General features: G+C 65.1%; 9 protein-coding genes and 1 pseudogene. 6 read left to right on the top strand and 4 right to left on the bottom strand.

The features are described 5' to 3' along the window. Nucleotides 1-171: 171 nt before the first annotated feature. On the bottom strand, nt 172-1,503 hold the full coding sequence (locus SO140_RS00730) for an MFS transporter (protein WP_449377806.1): 1,332 nt from the start codon (nt 1,501-1,503) through the stop codon (nt 172-174). 146 nt (nt 1,504-1,649) lie between these two features. Between SO140_RS00730 and SO140_RS00725 the strand changes: the two genes are divergently transcribed. From SO140_RS00725 to SO140_RS00710, 4 genes and pseudogenes are all read left to right on the top strand, one after another. Beyond that, nucleotides 1,650-2,303, top strand: coding sequence for an ABC transporter ATP-binding protein (locus SO140_RS00725; protein ID WP_449377807.1), 654 nt, complete (start codon nt 1,650-1,652; stop codon nt 2,301-2,303). Further along, nucleotides 2,300-4,762 carry an ABC transporter permease gene (locus SO140_RS00720; protein ID WP_449377808.1) on the top strand — a complete coding sequence of 821 codons (2,463 nt, stop codon included), beginning with the start codon at nt 2,300-2,302 and terminating at the stop codon, nt 4,760-4,762. Before SO140_RS00725 ends, SO140_RS00720 begins: the two co-directional genes overlap by 4 nt. Then, entirely contained in the window at nt 4,752-5,834 is a 1,083-nt protein-coding gene (locus SO140_RS00715; RefSeq protein WP_449377809.1) for a lipocalin-like domain-containing protein, read from the top strand. The genes SO140_RS00720 and SO140_RS00715 overlap by 11 nt, the downstream gene beginning before the upstream one ends. A 29-nt stretch (nt 5,835-5,863) precedes the next feature. Then, nucleotides 5,864-6,249, top strand: a pseudogene (locus SO140_RS00710) (MAPEG family protein). A gap of 191 nt (nt 6,250-6,440) precedes the next feature. Here the strand turns inward: SO140_RS00710 and SO140_RS00705 are convergent. The 3 genes from SO140_RS00705 to SO140_RS00695 all read right to left on the bottom strand — a co-directional run bounded on the left by SO140_RS00705 (nt 6,441) and on the right by SO140_RS00695 (nt 12,197). Continuing rightward, the gene (locus tag SO140_RS00705; RefSeq protein ID WP_449377810.1) at nt 6,441-7,640 is read right to left on the bottom strand and encodes an ABC transporter substrate-binding protein; all 1,200 of its coding nucleotides are present in this window, start codon (nt 7,638-7,640) and stop codon (nt 6,441-6,443) included. Nucleotides 7,641-7,845: 205 nt separating this feature from the next. After that, nucleotides 7,846-11,001 (bottom strand): efflux RND transporter permease subunit, encoded by a 3,156-nt coding sequence (locus SO140_RS00700; protein WP_449377811.1) that lies wholly within the window; start codon nt 10,999-11,001, stop codon nt 7,846-7,848. Continuing rightward, nucleotides 10,998-12,197, bottom strand: coding sequence for an efflux RND transporter periplasmic adaptor subunit (locus tag SO140_RS00695; RefSeq protein WP_449377812.1), 1,200 nt, complete (start codon nt 12,195-12,197; stop codon nt 10,998-11,000). The genes SO140_RS00700 and SO140_RS00695 overlap by 4 nt, the downstream gene beginning before the upstream one ends. 387 nt (nt 12,198-12,584) lie before the next feature. On the opposite strand from SO140_RS00695, the gene SO140_RS00690 reads away from it, so the two are divergent. Beyond that, nucleotides 12,585-13,739, top strand: a complete 1,155-nt coding sequence (locus SO140_RS00690) for an iron-containing alcohol dehydrogenase (RefSeq protein ID WP_449377813.1) — start codon at nt 12,585-12,587, stop codon at nt 13,737-13,739. 18 nt (nt 13,740-13,757) lie between these two features. Then, nucleotides 13,758-15,308, top strand: coding sequence for an AMP-binding protein (locus SO140_RS00685; RefSeq protein WP_449377814.1), 1,551 nt, complete (start codon nt 13,758-13,760; stop codon nt 15,306-15,308). Nucleotides 15,309-15,402: the final 94 nt, after the last annotated feature.

Here is a 15,402-nt window from a genome sequence, read left to right as displayed (position 1 = left end):
GCTCTCTCCGCTGTCGTCCCGGCGAAAGCCAGGACCCATTACCCCGAATGGCAGTTGTTTGAAACACGCTGGAGCGACCAGCGTGCCAATTCCGTTGTCCTGTGATCATGGGCCCTGGATCAGCACTCGCTACGCTCGCTGGTCCAGGACGACAGTGGTGGTGGCGGCGCGTTACGTCGGCGACACCACGCCCTTCAACACACCGGCCTGAGTGCCGGCCCCACGCGTTAGCCTCGCCTTTTCCGTGTTCGGCCAGAGCAGCAGCAGGCCGAGCACGCCAGAACCGATCATGACCACGGCGTTGATGGTGTAGCCGGTCAAGTAGCCGTCGACCATTGAGCCGGCGCGCTGGATCACGCTGCCCATTACGGCCGGCGCGATGATGCCGGCGAGCGTGTAGAGTGCGCCGTAGATCGCGATGACGGCGCCGCGCTGCGAAGCCGGTGTGAACTCGCCAAGCATCGGCGGGCAGACGACGTAGATCGCCCCGCACAGGCCCGAGCCGACCACGAGCAGCGCGATCTGCAACCCCGCCCCCTGCACGTGCGGCATCGCCGCGAGGATGAGGCCGCCGACCACGAGGGGCACCGAGCCGAGCACGCCGCGCGCAACGCGCGTGGTCGCGCCGCGCACCATCATCACCTGCGAGATCCAGCCCGTGAGAATGACGATGGTGGCACCGAATACCCACGGCAGGATAGATATCCAGCCCGCATCCGACTGCGAGAAGCCGAGTCCCTTGACGATGAAGGACGTGAACCAGGTAAGACCGAGCGACAGCGCCCAATAGGCTCCGAAGGTCGCCGCCACGCAGCCGATGAAGGTGCGCGAGGTGAGAAGCTGGACATAGGGAATCTTCGGCTCGGTGGCCGCCAGCAGTTGCGTGTCCTCCAGCGGCCCCTCCTTGCCGAGCGCAAGCCAGGCCGCGACCCAGATCAGGCCGACGACGCCGAGCGCACCAAAGGCATAGTGCCAGGAGTGGTTGACGATGATCCAGTTCAACGCGGGCACCGCGAGAATGACGCCGAAGGCCGAACCCTGCGACAGGATCGCGGTCGGCAGCGTGCGCTTCTCGTCTGGAAACCATTTGTAGATCGCGTGTGCGGCGACCGAGAAGCCCGGCCCCTCGCCCGCGCCGAGCACGATGCGGCAGATCACGAGCGTGGCGAAGCTGACGGTGCCGACCATCGGAAACTGCGCCAGCGACCAGATGACCGCGAGCGTCAGCAACACCCAGCGCGTCGGCACCTTGTTGACGATGAAGCCGACCACGATGGTCGAGATCGAGAACAGGACAAAGAAGGAAGAGCCGAGCAGGCCGAACTGCTCCGGCGCGAGCTTCAGGTCGGTCATGATCGGCACAGCGGCGAGTCCCACGACGATCTTGTCGGCGAAATTCACCACCATGAAGAGAAACAGGAGAAAGGTGACGGTCCAGGCGCCCTTCGGCGTTGCCTTGGCTGTCGTGCTGCCCGCCGCTTTGGGCGTTCCCTGAGCGCTCATATTTCTCCCCGTCTCGCCGTTTTTCGGCGCTTTTGATCTGGCCGTCTTGCGAGCTAACAACGGCTTGAACGGCAACACAACCCCGACATTTCCGCATCAACTATGCTACGCAACATTCCAGTTAATTCCGTGCGGCGCCATTCATCGTGCTGAGCATCAAAAACCTCTCCAAAAGCTTCTCCTCGGCCGGCGAGCCGGTTCATGTGTTGCGCGGCGTCGATCTCGACGTGCGCCCCGGCGAGCGTGTCGCGCTGACCGGCGAATCCGGCAGCGGCAAGAGCACGCTGCTGCACCTGATCGCGGGGCTGGATGGCGCCGACGGCGGCACGATCATGCTCGAAAGCACCGATATGACGGCGCTGCCGGATGCAGGGCGGGCAGCGCTGCGGCGCGACCGGCTGGGGCTGGTCTTCCAGCAGTTCAACCTGATCCCGAGTCTGTCGGTCGAGGACAATCTCGCCTTCCAGGCGCGGATCGCCGGCCGGCACGATGCCGCCTGGCACGGCGAGCTGATCGAGCGACTCGGCCTCGGCAAGCTGTTGAGACGCTACCCCGAGCAGCTCTCTGGCGGCCAGCAGCAGCGGGTCGCGATCGGCCGGGCACTCGCGATCAAGCCGTCACTGCTGCTCGCGGACGAGCCGACGGGTAATCTGGATGAATCCACGGCGGACGACGTGCTCGCCTTGGCGCGCGATCTCGTGGCGCGCACCGGCTGCGGCTTCTTGATGGTGACGCACAGCCTGCACCTGGCCGGCACGCTCGACCGCCACGTCACGCTGCATGCGGGGCGGATCACATGAGGCGCGCGCTCTGGATCCTTGCCGTGCTGCTCAGCCATTGGCGGCGACATCCGATGCAGCTCGCGACGCTGCTGATCGGCCTGATTGCGGCAACCGCCCTGTGGAGCGGCGTGCAGGCGATCAACCAGCAGGCGCGCAATGCCTACGATCGCGCTGCGGCGACGTTCGGCGGCGTGCGCACGCCGATGCTGGTCGCGCCCGATGCCGCGACGTTCTCTCAGGACCTGTTCGTTGCGCTCAGCCGCGCCGGCTGGCCGGTGTCGCCGGTCGTGGAGGGCCGCGTCCAGATCAACGGACGCTCGTTCCGCCTGCTCGGCATCGAGCCGGTGACGCTGCCGGCCGAGGTCGGCAATGCGCCGCGGCTCGGCGCGTCGGACTTGCGCGCCTTCGTCGCCGCGCCCGGCCAGACACTGGTGGCGCCGGAGACGCTCGCCGATCTCGACGCGGCGGAGGGCGCGGCGCCGCTGATCAGCAGCGGCGCAAAGCTGCCACCACTGCATGCGCAGCCGCAGCTCGTGCCCGACGTGCTGGTGGTCGACATCGGCGTCGCACAGCGGCTGCTTGGCAAGCAAGGCCAGCTCTCGCGGCTCCTGATCGGCAAGGCCAAGAGCAAGCCTGCGCCGCTCGCGAGCGTCGTCGGCGACCGCTTGCAGCTGATGGAGCCGAGCGCGGAGACCGAGCTCGAACGCCTCACCGACAGCTTCCATCTCAATCTCACCGCCTTTGGCCTGCTGTCGTTCTTCGTCGGACTTTTCATCGTCAATTCGGCCGTCGGCCTCGCCTTCGAGCAACGATTGCCGATGCTGCGTACGCTGCGGGCCTGCGGCGCCTCGGCACGGTTGCTCAACACGGTGCTGGTGATCGAGCTGGTGGTGCTGGCGCTCGCTGCGGGGCTCGTCGGGCTCGTCTGCGGCTATGTCATCGCGGCGGCGCTGCTGCCGGATGTCGCGGCCTCGCTGCGCGGGCTCTATGGCGCGCAGATTCCGGGGCAACTTTCGCTCCGCGGCGAATGGTGGCTCGCCGGCATCGGGATCAGCATCATCGGCGCGATGATCGCGGCGGCAACGAGTCTGGTCAAGGCGATGCGGCTGCCGCTGCTTGCAACTGCGCAACCGCAGGCCTGGCAGCAGGCGCAGCAGCGCTGGCTGATCCTGCAAGGTGCGGCAGCGTGTGCGGTGTTCGCAATCGCGCTGCTGTTGTTGCGCTATGGCGATACGCTGATCGCCGGCTTCGGCGTGCTCGCTGCGCTGATGCTGGGCGCGGCGCTGATCCTTCCCGCGCTGCTCGAGATCATCCTGCTCATTGGCCAGCGCCGCGCGCGCCGCCCGCTTGCGTTGTGGTTCTGGGCCGACAGCCGACAGCAGCTATCAGGCCTCTCGCTGGCGCTGATGGCGCTGCTGCTCGCACTCGCAGTCAATGTCGGCGTCTCAACCATGGTGGAAACTTTCAGCCGCACATTCGTCACCTGGCTGAACGGACGGCTGGCCGCCGACGTCTATATCGGCGCGCCCGACAACGCGAAGGCGGTTGCGATCCGGACTTGGCTGCGCGAGCGCGGCGAGGTGCAGGCGATCCTGAGCGGCGGGCGGGCGGAGACGCAACTCGAAGGACAGCCGGTGGAGCTGTTCGGCCTGCCCGACCACCCGCTCTATCGCGAGCGCTGGCCGCTACTCGAAGCCGCGCCGCGCGCCTGGGCGCAGCTCGTGCCGGGCGATGCCGCCTTCGTCAGCGAGCAATTGAGCCGGCGATTGAACCTGCGCGTCGGCGATGTCATCGAGATCCCCGCGCCGGGCGGTAGCTGGGTGCTCGACATCGCCGGCATCTATGCCGATTACGGCAATCCCAAGGGGCAGCTCGCCGTGAACGTCGCGGCGTTGATCCGGCGCTTTCCCCAGACGCCGCAGACACGGATCGGACTCATCGTTCCCCGAGACAGGATTCCCGGCCTGATCACGGCGCTGCAGAAGCAGTTTGCTCTCGACGACCGCAGCGTCGCCGACCAGGCAACGGTGAAAGCGGAATCGATCCGCATCTTCAACCGCACTTTTGCGGTGACGGGAGCACTGAACGCCTTCACTCTCGGCGTCGCCGGCATCGCGCTGCTGACCAGCCTGCTGACGCTCGCCAACTCCCGCCTGCCGCAGCTCGCGCCGCTTTGGGCGATCGGCCTCACGCGGTCGCGCCTTGCTGCGATCGAACTGACCAAGACGCTGGCGGTTGCGCTGTTCACGGCGCTGCTGGCATTGCCGTTGGGTCTCGTCGTGGCCTGGTGCCTGATCGCGATCGTCAACGTAAAAGCGTTCGGCTGGCGCCTGCCGTTCCACGTGTTTCCGCTGCAACTGGTCGAGCTGGTCGCGGTGGCGCTACTCGCCTCGCTGCTGGCCGCCTTGCTGCCGGTGGCGCGGCTCGCGCGGATGCAGCCGGCAGATCTCGTGAAGGTGTTTGCCAATGAGCGCTGACGGACTATCGCGGCGCGCATTTGCCGGCGCCCTCGCCGCATTGGCGCTGTCGCGTCGCACGGCGGCGCAAGGTTACGCCGGCCTCGGCGAGACCGCAGATGGCTTTGCGCAGGTCACGCCTGGAAAAGTGTTTTCCTTCCTCGCCGACCACGGCCCGCACCCCGATTTCCGCATCGAGTGGTGGTACCTCACGGCGAATCTGATCGATGCCAGTGGCGCGGCTTGCGGCCTGCAATGGACGCTGTTTCGCCAGGCCGCCGAGGCTGGGCCGCAGCGCGAGGGCTGGGCCAATCAACAGCTCTGGATGGGCCATGCCGCGGTGACCCGCGCCGACACCCATCGCTTCAACGAGCTGTTCGCCCGCGGCGGCGTCGGGCAGGCGGGTGTGGATGCAAAGCCGTTCGCGGCCTGGATCGACGACTGGGAGATGAAGGGCACTGAGAGCACCGATGATAGCAAGCTGGCGCCGCTGACGCTGAAGGCGTCAGGCACCGATTTCAGCTACGCACTGACGCTTCAGGCTGATCGTCCGGTGGTGCTGCAAGGCGACGGTGGTTTCAGCCGCAAGTCCGAGCGCGGCCAGGCGTCGTATTACTACAGCCAGCCGTTTTTCCGTGCGCACGGCAGCCTCGTCATCGACGACAAGGCGGTCGATGTGTCGGGGCAAGCCTGGATGGACCGCGAATGGAGCAGCCAGCCGCTTGGCGCCGACCAGACCGGCTGGGACTGGCTGTCGCTGCATCTCTCATCTGGCGACAAGCTGATGCTGTACCGGCTGCGGCAGAAGGACGGCAAGGACGATCCGTTCGGCAACTGGATTTCGCCCGACGGCCGCACGCAGCAAATCTTTGCCGCCGACATCCGGATGACGCCGAGGGGATGGGCCGAGGTTGCGGGGCGCAAACTGCCGGTGGAATGGCAGATCGTAGTCCCCTCGCGTTCCCTGACGATCACCTGCAAGCCGCTCAACCCCGCGGCCTGGATGGGCACCGGCTTTTCCTATTGGGAGGGCCCGATCAGCTTTTCCGGCAGCCATGACGGCGTTGGCTATCTCGAGCTGACGGGCTATTGAGCATCGGCCGATCCGAGGGGAACCGTGCGATGTATCACCTGACCGCGCTCATCACGCTGCTCGCCGTAGCGTTCTGCTTCTACACCACCATCAATGTCGCACGGTCGCGTGCGAAGACTGGCGTCAAGGTGCCAGCGATGTCGGGCCATCCCGACTTTGAGCGCGCCTTCCGCATCCAGATGAACACGCTGGAATGGATGCCGATCTGCCATCGCTTTGGCTGTTCGCGATCTATGTCAGTGACGCCATCGCGGCCGCAATCGGCGCGGTCTGGATCATCGGCCGCATCGTCTATTTCATCGGCTATTCCAAGGAAGCCGCCAAGCGCGGCCGGGGATTTGCCATCCAGGCCTTCGCCAGCATCGCGCTGTGGATAGGATCGCTCGTCGCGGTGCTGTGGCGGCTGGTGCATTGAGGCAAGGTGGCGGCAACAATCACCATCGTCGTCCCGGACAAGCGAAGCGCAGATCCGGTCTCCATAACCTCAGGGCGGAGTTTGGCGAAGATTGATAAACGCGATCTTGCGCCGCAACTACTCCCTGGGGTTGGGTCCCGGCCTTCGCCGGGACGACACCGGAGTTGTGGAGCTGACGTTGCCCTTGCCACTCACTTCGTCAGCGGGCAGCCGCTCTCCTTGACGGTAAAGAAGGCCTTGTCGCCGGGGACGGTGGCGAGCAGCTTGTAGTAGTCCCAGGGCTTCTTCGATTCCGACGGCTTCTTGACCTCGAACAGATACATGTCGTGGACCATGCGGCCGTTCTCGAGCACCTTGCCTTGCGCGAAGGCGTCGTCAACCGGGAGTTCCTTCATCTTCTTGGCGACCGCCTCCGGATCCTTGGTGCCGGCGGCCTTGACCGCCTTCAGGTAGCTCAGCGTCGCCGAATAGGTGCCAGCGTGGATCATGCTCGGCATTCGCCCGGTGCGCTTGAAGAAGCGTTCGCCGAGACCGCGCGTCTTGTCGTTGAGATCCCAGTAATAGCCCTCGGTGAGCACCAGGCCTTGCGCGGCCTGCAAGCCAAGGCCATTGACCTCGGCCAGTGTCATCAGGAGGCCAGCAAGCTTCTGGCCGCCGGTGACGATGCCGAACTCGGCGGCCTGCTTGATCGAGTTGGTGGTGTCGAGCCCTGCATTGGCAAGGCCGACGATCTTGGCCTTCGAGCTCTGCGCCTGGAGCAGGAAGGAGGAGAAGTCCGACGAGTTGAGGGGCACGCGGACCGAGCCGACCACCTTGCCGCCATTGGCGGTGACGATCTCGCTGGTGTCCTTTTCCAGCGCGTAGCCGAAGGCATAGTCGGCGGTGAGGAAGAACCAGGTGTCGCCGCCGGCCTTGGTCAGCGCACCGCCGGTGCCGACCGCGAGCGCGCGGGTGTCATAGGCCCAGTGGAAGCCATAGGGCTGGCAGGCATCGCCGGTGAGGCGCGATGTCGCAGCACCCACGACGATGTCGATCTTCTTCTTTTCCTTGGAGAGCTCATGGATCGCGAGCGCGACGGACGATGTCGTCAGCTCCGTGATCATGTCGACGTTCTCGACGTCGTACCAGCGCCGCGCGATGGAGGTGGCAAGATCTGGCTTGTTCTGGTGATCGGCGGTGACGAGCTCGATCTTGTGCCCCAGCACCTCGCCGCCAAAATCCTCGATCGCCATCTTGGCGGCTTCAACCGACCATTTGCCACCGTAATCGGCATATACGCCGGACTGGTCGTTGAGGATGCCGATCTTGACGCCTTGATTGGCGGTTTGCGCGGAGGCCGGCACCACCAACAACACGGACACCGCGGCGGCGGCCAAAAATGCTGATTTCATATTTTAACTCCCAGCAGTTTTCTGTTTTGAAATCGCGCGGATACTAGTGAAGAACCCCGGCAATGCCCATCCATTTCGGCCTCAGCCGTTAGTATGGGCGCAGGCGTGCCAAACTCAGCTCGTCGTCCCGGACAAGCGCAGCGAAGCAGAGCGCAGATCCGGGACGACACTGTGAGCGCGGATACGCCCTTGGCCACAATGACCATCAAGTTGCGGCCGCCGGCTTCTTCCCGCGCCCGTCGGCGAGGTTGCGCACGATCATGTAGAAGATCGGGGTGAAGACCAGGCCGAACAGCGTGACGCCGAGCATGCCGAAGAACACGGCGACACCGACGGCCTGGCGCATCTCCGAGCCCGAGCCGGTCGAGACCACAAGTGGCAGCACGCCGAGGATGAAGGCGAAGGACGTCATCAGGATCGGCCGCAGGCGCAGGCGGCAGGCTTCGATCACGGCTTCCAGCCGCGGTTTGCCCTCGAGCTCGATGTCGCGGGCGAACTCGACGATCAGGATGGCGTTTTTGGCGGCAAGCCCCACCAGCACGACGAAGCCGATTTGCGTGAGGATATTGACGTCCTGCCCCATGATGCGCACGCCGATGGTGGCAGCGAGCAAACACATCGGCACGATCAGGATCACCGCGAACGGCAAGGTCCAGCTGCCGTACTGCGCGGCGAGGACGAGATAGACGAACAGCACGCAGATCGGGAACACATAGAGGCCGGCATTGCCGCCGGTGACCTGCTGGTAGGACAGGTCCGTCCATTCGAAGGAGAAGCCGCTCGGCAAGGTGTCGTCCGCGAGCTTCTTGATGGCGTTGAGCGCGGTGGTCGAGCTCGTGCCCGGCGCCGGCTCGCCCTGCAATTCGGAGGCCGCGTAGAGATTGTAGCGTGCAACGCGGTCGGGGCCCGAGACGTCGCGGAAATCGACGACGCTGCCGAGCATCACCATATCGCCGGACGCATTGCGCGTGCGCAGCCGCGCGAGATCGCTGGTCTCTTTCCGGAACGGCTGGTCGGCTTGCGCGGTGACGTGATAGGTGCGGCCGAACAGATTGAAGTCGTTGACATAGGTCGATCCGAAATAGGTCTGGATCGTATCGTTGATGTTGGCGATGGGAACGCCGAGCTTCTGCGCCTTGGTGCGGTCGATGTCGACGAAGACCTGGGGTGTGTTCGCGGTGAAGGGCGAGAACACCGAAGTGAGCTCCGGCGTCTTGCGTGCGGCAGCCACGAGCTCGTCGGTCGCTGCCGCAAGCAATTCCGGCCCGCGGCCTTGGCGATCCTGGATGCGGATGGTGAAGCCGCCGCCGGTGCCGATGCCAGGCACGGCCGGCGGCGGAATGACGATGATGAACGCGCCCTCGATTCTCGACAGCCGCTTGCGCAGCTCGGCGGTGATGGCGTTCGCGGACAGACCCTTCTTCAGACGCACCTCCGGCTCGTCGAACACCGGAAACAGCGCTGCAGCGTTGCCGGCCTGCGTGCGCGTGGCGCCCGAGAAGCCGGCAAAGGCGGCGACGCGGATGATGCCCGGCGTATCCAGCGCGATGCGCTCGATCTCGCGCACGACCTCGGTGGTGCGCGCCAGCGACGCCGCGCCCGGCAATTGCACGGAGACGATGACATAGCCGCGATCCTGCGCCGGGATGAAACCTTGCGGCGTGGTCGCGATCAGCCAGCCGGCGCTGCCGATCAGGCCCACGTAAATCAGCAGCATCACCACCGAATGCCGGATCACGAAGTTGGCGACGCTGGCATAGCCGTGCGACAACCGCTCGAACGCGCGGTTGAAGACGCCGGTGAACGCGTCCCAGCCGCGCGCGATGAAATTCCAGCGCGCCGGCGGCCGCTTCTCTTCGTGAGGCACCAGGATCTGCGAGGCCAGCGCCGGCGACAGCGTCAGCGAGCAGAAGCAGGAGATTGCGGTCGCGACCGCGATGGTGACGGCGAATTGCTGGAAGAACTGTCCTGAGATGCCGCCCAGGAACGCCGTCGGCACGAACACCGCGCACAGCACGAGCGCGATCGACACCAACGCGCCGCCGACCTCCTCCATGGTCTTGAGCGCGGCGTCGCGCCTGCTCATGCCGTGCTCGAGATGGCGCTCGACGTTCTCGACCACCACGATGGCGTCGTCGACGACGATGCCGACGGCGAGCACGAGGCCGAACAGCGTGAGATTGTTGATGGAGAAGCCGAGTGCCGCCATCACCGCGAAGGTGCCGACCAGCGAGACCGGGATCGCGATGATCGGAATGATCGCGGGCCGCCAGCCCTGCAGGAAGACCAGCACCACGATGACCACGAGCAGCATGGCTTCGTAGATGGTCTTGATCAGCTCGTGGACGGATTGCGCGATGAACTCGGTCGGGTTGTAGCCGATGTTGTAGTCGAGGCCCTTCGGGAAGCTCGCCTTGAGCCGGACCATGGTGTCGGAGATGTTCTTCGCCGTCGCGAGCGCGTTCGATCCTGGTCTCTGGGTGACCAACATCGCGACCGCCGATTTGCGCAGCAGGAAGCTGTTGGTGGTGTAGGACAGCGCGCCGAGCTCGATGCGGGCGACGTCGCGCAGGCGCACCGTGCGGCCGTCGGAGCCGGCCTTGATCAGGATGTCCTCGAACTGCCTCTGGTCCTTCAGGCGGCCGGTGAAGGTCAGGTTCGGCTGGAAGGCGCGGTCCGCGATCGGTGGCTCGGCGATCTGGCCGCCCGCGATCTGCACATTCTGCGACCGGATCGCGGCCAGCACTTCGGTCGAGGTCAGGCCGAGATTGGCGATGCGATCGGGATCAAGCCACAGCCGCATCGAATAGTCGCGCGCGCCAAAAATCTGGATGTCGCCGACACCGTCGAGCCGCAGCAGCTGGTCGCGGACCTGGAGCAGCGCGTAGTTGGAGATGTAGAGCTGGTCGAAGGTGTCGTCGGGCGACAGCATGAACACGACCATCAGGATGTCGGGCGAGTTCTTGCGCGTCGTGACGCCGTTGCGCTGGACTTCCTCAGGCAAACGCGGCTGCGCGATCGCGACGCGGTTCTGCACCAGCACCTGGGCCTTGTCGAGATCGGTGCCGAGCTTGAAGGTGACGGTGATGGTGAGCTGACCGTTCGAGGTCGCCTGGCTGTAGAGATACAGCATGTCCTCGACGCCGTTGATCTCCTGCTCGATGGGAGCGGCAACCGTGTCGGACACGGTCTGCGCGGACGCGCCGGGATATTGCGTGGTCACCACAACCGTCGGCGGCACCACCTGCGGATATTCGGAGACCGGCAGCGTGGTGTAGGCGAGCGCGCCGACGATCAGCAGCACGATCGACAGCACCATCGCCAGGATGGGCTGGTTGATGGAGAGGCGGCCGAGATTCATGACTTGCCACCCGCTGGCGCTTGGGCTTGATGCGGATTGACCTTGGCGCCGACGCGCGCACGCTGAATGCCGTCGACGATCACGCGGTCGTCGGCCTTCAGCCCTTCGCGGATGACGCGCAGCCCCTCATCGAGCGGACCGAGCGTCACAGGGCGCGCCTCGACGGTATCGTCCGGCTTGACCACGAAGACGATCTTGCGGGACTGATCGGTCGCGACCGCGACGTCCGGAATCAGCAGCGCCTCGTAGGGCGCGCTCCCGATCAGCCGCACACGGCCGAACTGCCCCGGCAGGATCGAAAGATCGGTGTTCTGGATGACGGCGCGGCTGCGCAGCGTTCCGGTGGAGACATCGAGGCGGTTGTCGAGGAAGTTGATCGTGCCGTCATGCGACGGCTTGGTCTCGCCGGCCAACGTCACCTGCACCGGGTTCGGCGTATCGCGCGAGCTTGGGCGCTTGCCTTCGAACCAGAGCTTGCTGTTCTTGATGTAGGTCGCCTCGTCCATGTCGAAATAGATGTAGATCGGATCGAGCGACACGATCGAGGTCAGCAGTGTCGACGTGCCGGTGTCGCTGCCCTGGACGAGATTGCCGGGGCTGACGAGGTGGCGGCTGACGCGGCCGGTGAGCGGCGCAGCCACATGGGTGAACTCGATATTGAGCTTGGCGGCCTTCAGTGCGCCTTCGGCCTGCATCTCGGCGGCGTGCGCGGCCTGCAAGGCCTGACGGCGCTGGTCGACGACTTGTTCGGAGACGGCGCTGGTCTGGACCAGGTTCAGGCCGCGATCGAGCTCCCGCTTGGCAAGCTCCACCTTGGCGCGCGCGTCCGAAAGCTGACCGTCAGCCTGCTCGGCAGCCGCCTCGAACGGACGCGAGTCGATCACATAAAGAAGATCGCCGGCGTGAACGATCGCACCGTCCTGGAATTCGACCGAGGTGACGAAGCCGCCGACCCGCGGGCGTACCTGTACCTCCTCCACCGCCTCGAAGCGGCCGGTGAATTCTTCCCAATCGGTGACGGTGCGTTTGACCGGCTGAGCGATGGTGACGGAGGGCGCCGGCGGAGCTGCCGCCTGCGAGGCCGGCTTGTCACAGCCGACGAGGAGGCCAGCAGCCGTGAGCGCGAGCGCCGCCAGGAAAGAACGCGGCGCGCATCGCCGTCGGACTGAATGCTGCCTCGGGTTCGGCTCGCTCATGTCTTGCCCCCTTCCTTGGTGGCTGCGCCGGCAAACAGGGTACTTACTTACCCGCAGGGGGCACAAGATGGGTTTCAATGATGAACTCTTCAAGACGGACGACAAGGCAATCCTGGGCGGTGTGCCCTAGCCGGATGGCGGGTTGTGCGGACACAGTCGGTCGTGCAGGCGGCGATTAGGTGGCCGAACCCGGATAGATTGTTCACCGGGCTCGTGAACGGCAGGACGTTTTCGTTTTTCCCCGCTTGCCCAACTGTGCTGGGTGGGCAAAGCGTCCGCCTTTGCCCTACGGCATCTCTCTGCACCAGCGTCTTCGCGCATGACGCGCGGGGCAAGCTCGGCTAGATTATTCCAAACAGAAAAGACGAATTGTCCGGGAGGACAGGCGTGCACCAAGGGCGTGTCGTTTTCGGCGCGATCGAGGAGGTCGTGTTCGGCCATCCGGCCGCAGGCGCGATTCTGGCGCAGATGGACCGCCTGGGCTCGAACCGCGCCTTCCTCATGGTCTCCGGCACGCTCAATCGGCAGACCGACGAAATCCAAACGATCAGAGAAGCACTGGGCGCACGCTGTGCGGGCGTATTCGACGCCATGCAAGCGCACACGCCGCGCGAGGCGGTGATCGCGGCCGCCAACATGGCGCGAGACGTGAAGGCGGACCTGATCGTCACCGTCGGTGGCGGATCGATCACCGACGGCGCCAAGGCGGTGCAACTCTGCCTTGCCAACGACATCGACAGCACCGATGGCATCGAGCGCATCCGCGTTCGCAAGGGCGTCGTGCCCGAGATGAATGCGCCGAGCGTCCGCCAGATCAGCGTGCCGACGACGATCGCCGGCGGCGAGTTCAGCTCCATCGCGGGGGTCACCGACCGCAGCACCCATGTGAAGCAGATGCTGCGCCATCCGCTGATGGTGCCGCGCGCGACGATCCTCGATCCCGCCATCACCGTGCATACGCCGGAATGGCTGTTCCTCTCGACCGGCATCCGTGCTGTCGACCATTGCGTCGAGGCGATCTGCTCGCGCGAGACGCACCCTTATGCCGACGCACAATCGGTAAAGGGGCTTGCGATGCTCGCCGATGCGTTGCCGCGGGTGAAGGCCAACCCTTCAGATCTCGACGCGCGGATGGATGCGCAGATCGGCACCTGGCTGTCGATGGGCGCGCTCGCCGCCGGCGTTCCCATGGGCGCGAGCCACGGCATCGGTTACGTGCTGGGCGCGGCCTTCGACGTGCCGCATGGCTACACTTCCTGCGTCATGCTGCCGGCAGTGATGCGCTGGAACGCGCCCGATAATGCCGAGCGCCAGGCGATCGTCGCCGCCGCCATGGGCTTTCCCGGTAAAGATGCCGCCGACGTGCTGGGTGCCTTCATCCGCTCGCTGGGCATGCCGCGCAGCCTCGCCGATGTGCGCGTATCGCCCGAGCATTTCGATGGCATCGCCGAGCAGGCGATGCGCACCCCCTGGGTGCCGCGCAACCCACGCAAGATTGATACGCCAGCGCAAGTGCGCGAAATCCTGCTTCTCGCCGCATGACGCAACCTCGGAGGATCGATGTACACAGGTACGCATGCCCGTCGGCGCCCGCTGCAGTCCGCCTTCATCATGGCCGGCACGGGCGAGACCGTCACCTATCGCGAGCTCGACGCGCGCAGCAACCGCTTGGCGCATCTGTTTCGCGAGCAGGGCTTGAAGCGGCTCGACCACTATTCGATCTTCATGGAGAACAATTCGCGCTATCTCGAAGCCTGCGGCGCGGGCGAGCGGTCCGGGCTCTACTATACGTGCGTCAACTCGTTCCTCACGCCGAGCGAGCTCGCCTACATCCTGACCAACAGCCAGTCGCGTATCCTGATCACCTCGGTGGCCAAGCTCGACATCGCGCGCGAAGCGCTGAAGGAATGTCCAAAGGTCGAGCTCTGCGTCGTCGCCGATGGACCCGGTGAGAGCGACCGCATCGTCGGGCTGGAGCAGGCAACGGCAGGCCTGCCGAAGACGCCGATCGCCGATGAATGGCTGGGCACGGCTATGCTGTATTCGTCAGGCACGACGGGACGGCCGAAGGGCATCTTGCGGCCGCTGGCGGAGGAGCCGCCGCGGCACAATATGCCACTGTTCGAATTCCTCACGAAACTTTGGCACTACCGCGAGGGCATGATCTATCTGTCGCCGGCGCCGCTCTATCACTCCGCGCCGCAGGCCGCGGTCAATCTGACGATCCGCATGGGCGGCACCGTGATCATCATGGAGAGTTTTGATCCCGAGCGTTACCTCGAGCTCGTGGAGAAATGGGGCGTCACCCACACCCAGCTCGTGCCGACGATGTTCTCGCGCATGCTGAAGCTGCCGGAGGAGGTGCGCGCCCGCCACGACCTGTCCTCTCTCGAGATAGCGATCCATGCTGCCGCGCCCTGCCCGGCGCTGGTGAAGGACGACATCATCAAATGGTGGGGGCCGATCATTCATGAATATTACGGCGCGACCGAAGGGCTCGGCTTCACCGCCTGCAACACTGAAGAGTGGCTCGCCCATCGCGGCACCGTCGGCAAGGTGCTCTTTGGCGACCTGCATATTCTCGACGAGACCATGAAGGAGTGTCCGACGGGCACGGCCGGCACGGTGTGGTTCAAGACGGCCTCGGCCTTTGAATATTTCAACGATCCCGAGAAAACAAAGGAAGCGCGCTCGGCCGATGGCAGCATGAGCACGGTCGGCGACGTCGGCTATGTCGATGCGGACCGCTTCCTCTACCTCACCGACCGCGCCACCTTCATGATCATCTCGGGCGGGGTGAACATCTATCCGCAGGAATGCGAGAATTTGCTGATCACGCACCCGAAGGTCGCCGACGCCGCGGTGTTCGGCGTGCCCAACAGCGATCTCGGCGAAGAAGTGAAGGCAGTGGTGCAGCCGATGCCGGGCGTGGTGCCGGGGCCGGCGCTCGCCGAGGAGCTGATCGTGTTCTGTGCCAAATCACTGTCGCGGCAAAAGGTGCCGCGCTCGGTCGACTTCGAAAAGGAATTGCCGCGCCTGCCGACCGGAAAACTCTACAAGCGCCTGCTACGGGATCGCTATTGGGGGAACAAGACGTCCAGGATCGTGTGAGGCGTTCTTGCGCGGCATGGATGGGGAAAGTGCGCGCCACACATTCTGTGTTGTCCCGGCGAAGGCCGGGACGACGACTGAATTTGTCGGTACG

This window comes from Bradyrhizobium sp. UFLA05-108, from assembly GCF_059803455.1.
This window is presented reverse-complemented; position numbering and strand designations above follow the sequence as displayed.

Excerpts from the sequence above, each read along its gene's own strand:
- SO140_RS00730 (WP_449377806.1), bottom strand. The coding sequence starts at position 1,503 with ATGAGCGCTCAGGGAACGCCCAAAGCGGCGGGCAGCACGACAGCCAAG.
- SO140_RS00720 (WP_449377808.1), top strand. The coding sequence starts at position 2,300 with ATGAGGCGCGCGCTCTGGATCCTTGCCGTGCTGCTCAGCCATTGGCGG.
- SO140_RS00715 (WP_449377809.1), top strand. The coding sequence starts at position 4,752 with ATGAGCGCTGACGGACTATCGCGGCGCGCATTTGCCGGCGCCCTCGCC.
- SO140_RS00705 (WP_449377810.1), bottom strand. The coding sequence starts at position 7,640 with ATGAAATCAGCATTTTTGGCCGCCGCCGCGGTGTCCGTGTTGTTGGTG.
- SO140_RS00700 (WP_449377811.1), bottom strand. The coding sequence starts at position 11,001 with ATGAATCTCGGCCGCCTCTCCATCAACCAGCCCATCCTGGCGATGGTG.
- SO140_RS00695 (WP_449377812.1), bottom strand. The coding sequence starts at position 12,197 with ATGAGCGAGCCGAACCCGAGGCAGCATTCAGTCCGACGGCGATGCGCG.
- SO140_RS00685 (WP_449377814.1), top strand. The coding sequence starts at position 13,758 with ATGTACACAGGTACGCATGCCCGTCGGCGCCCGCTGCAGTCCGCCTTC.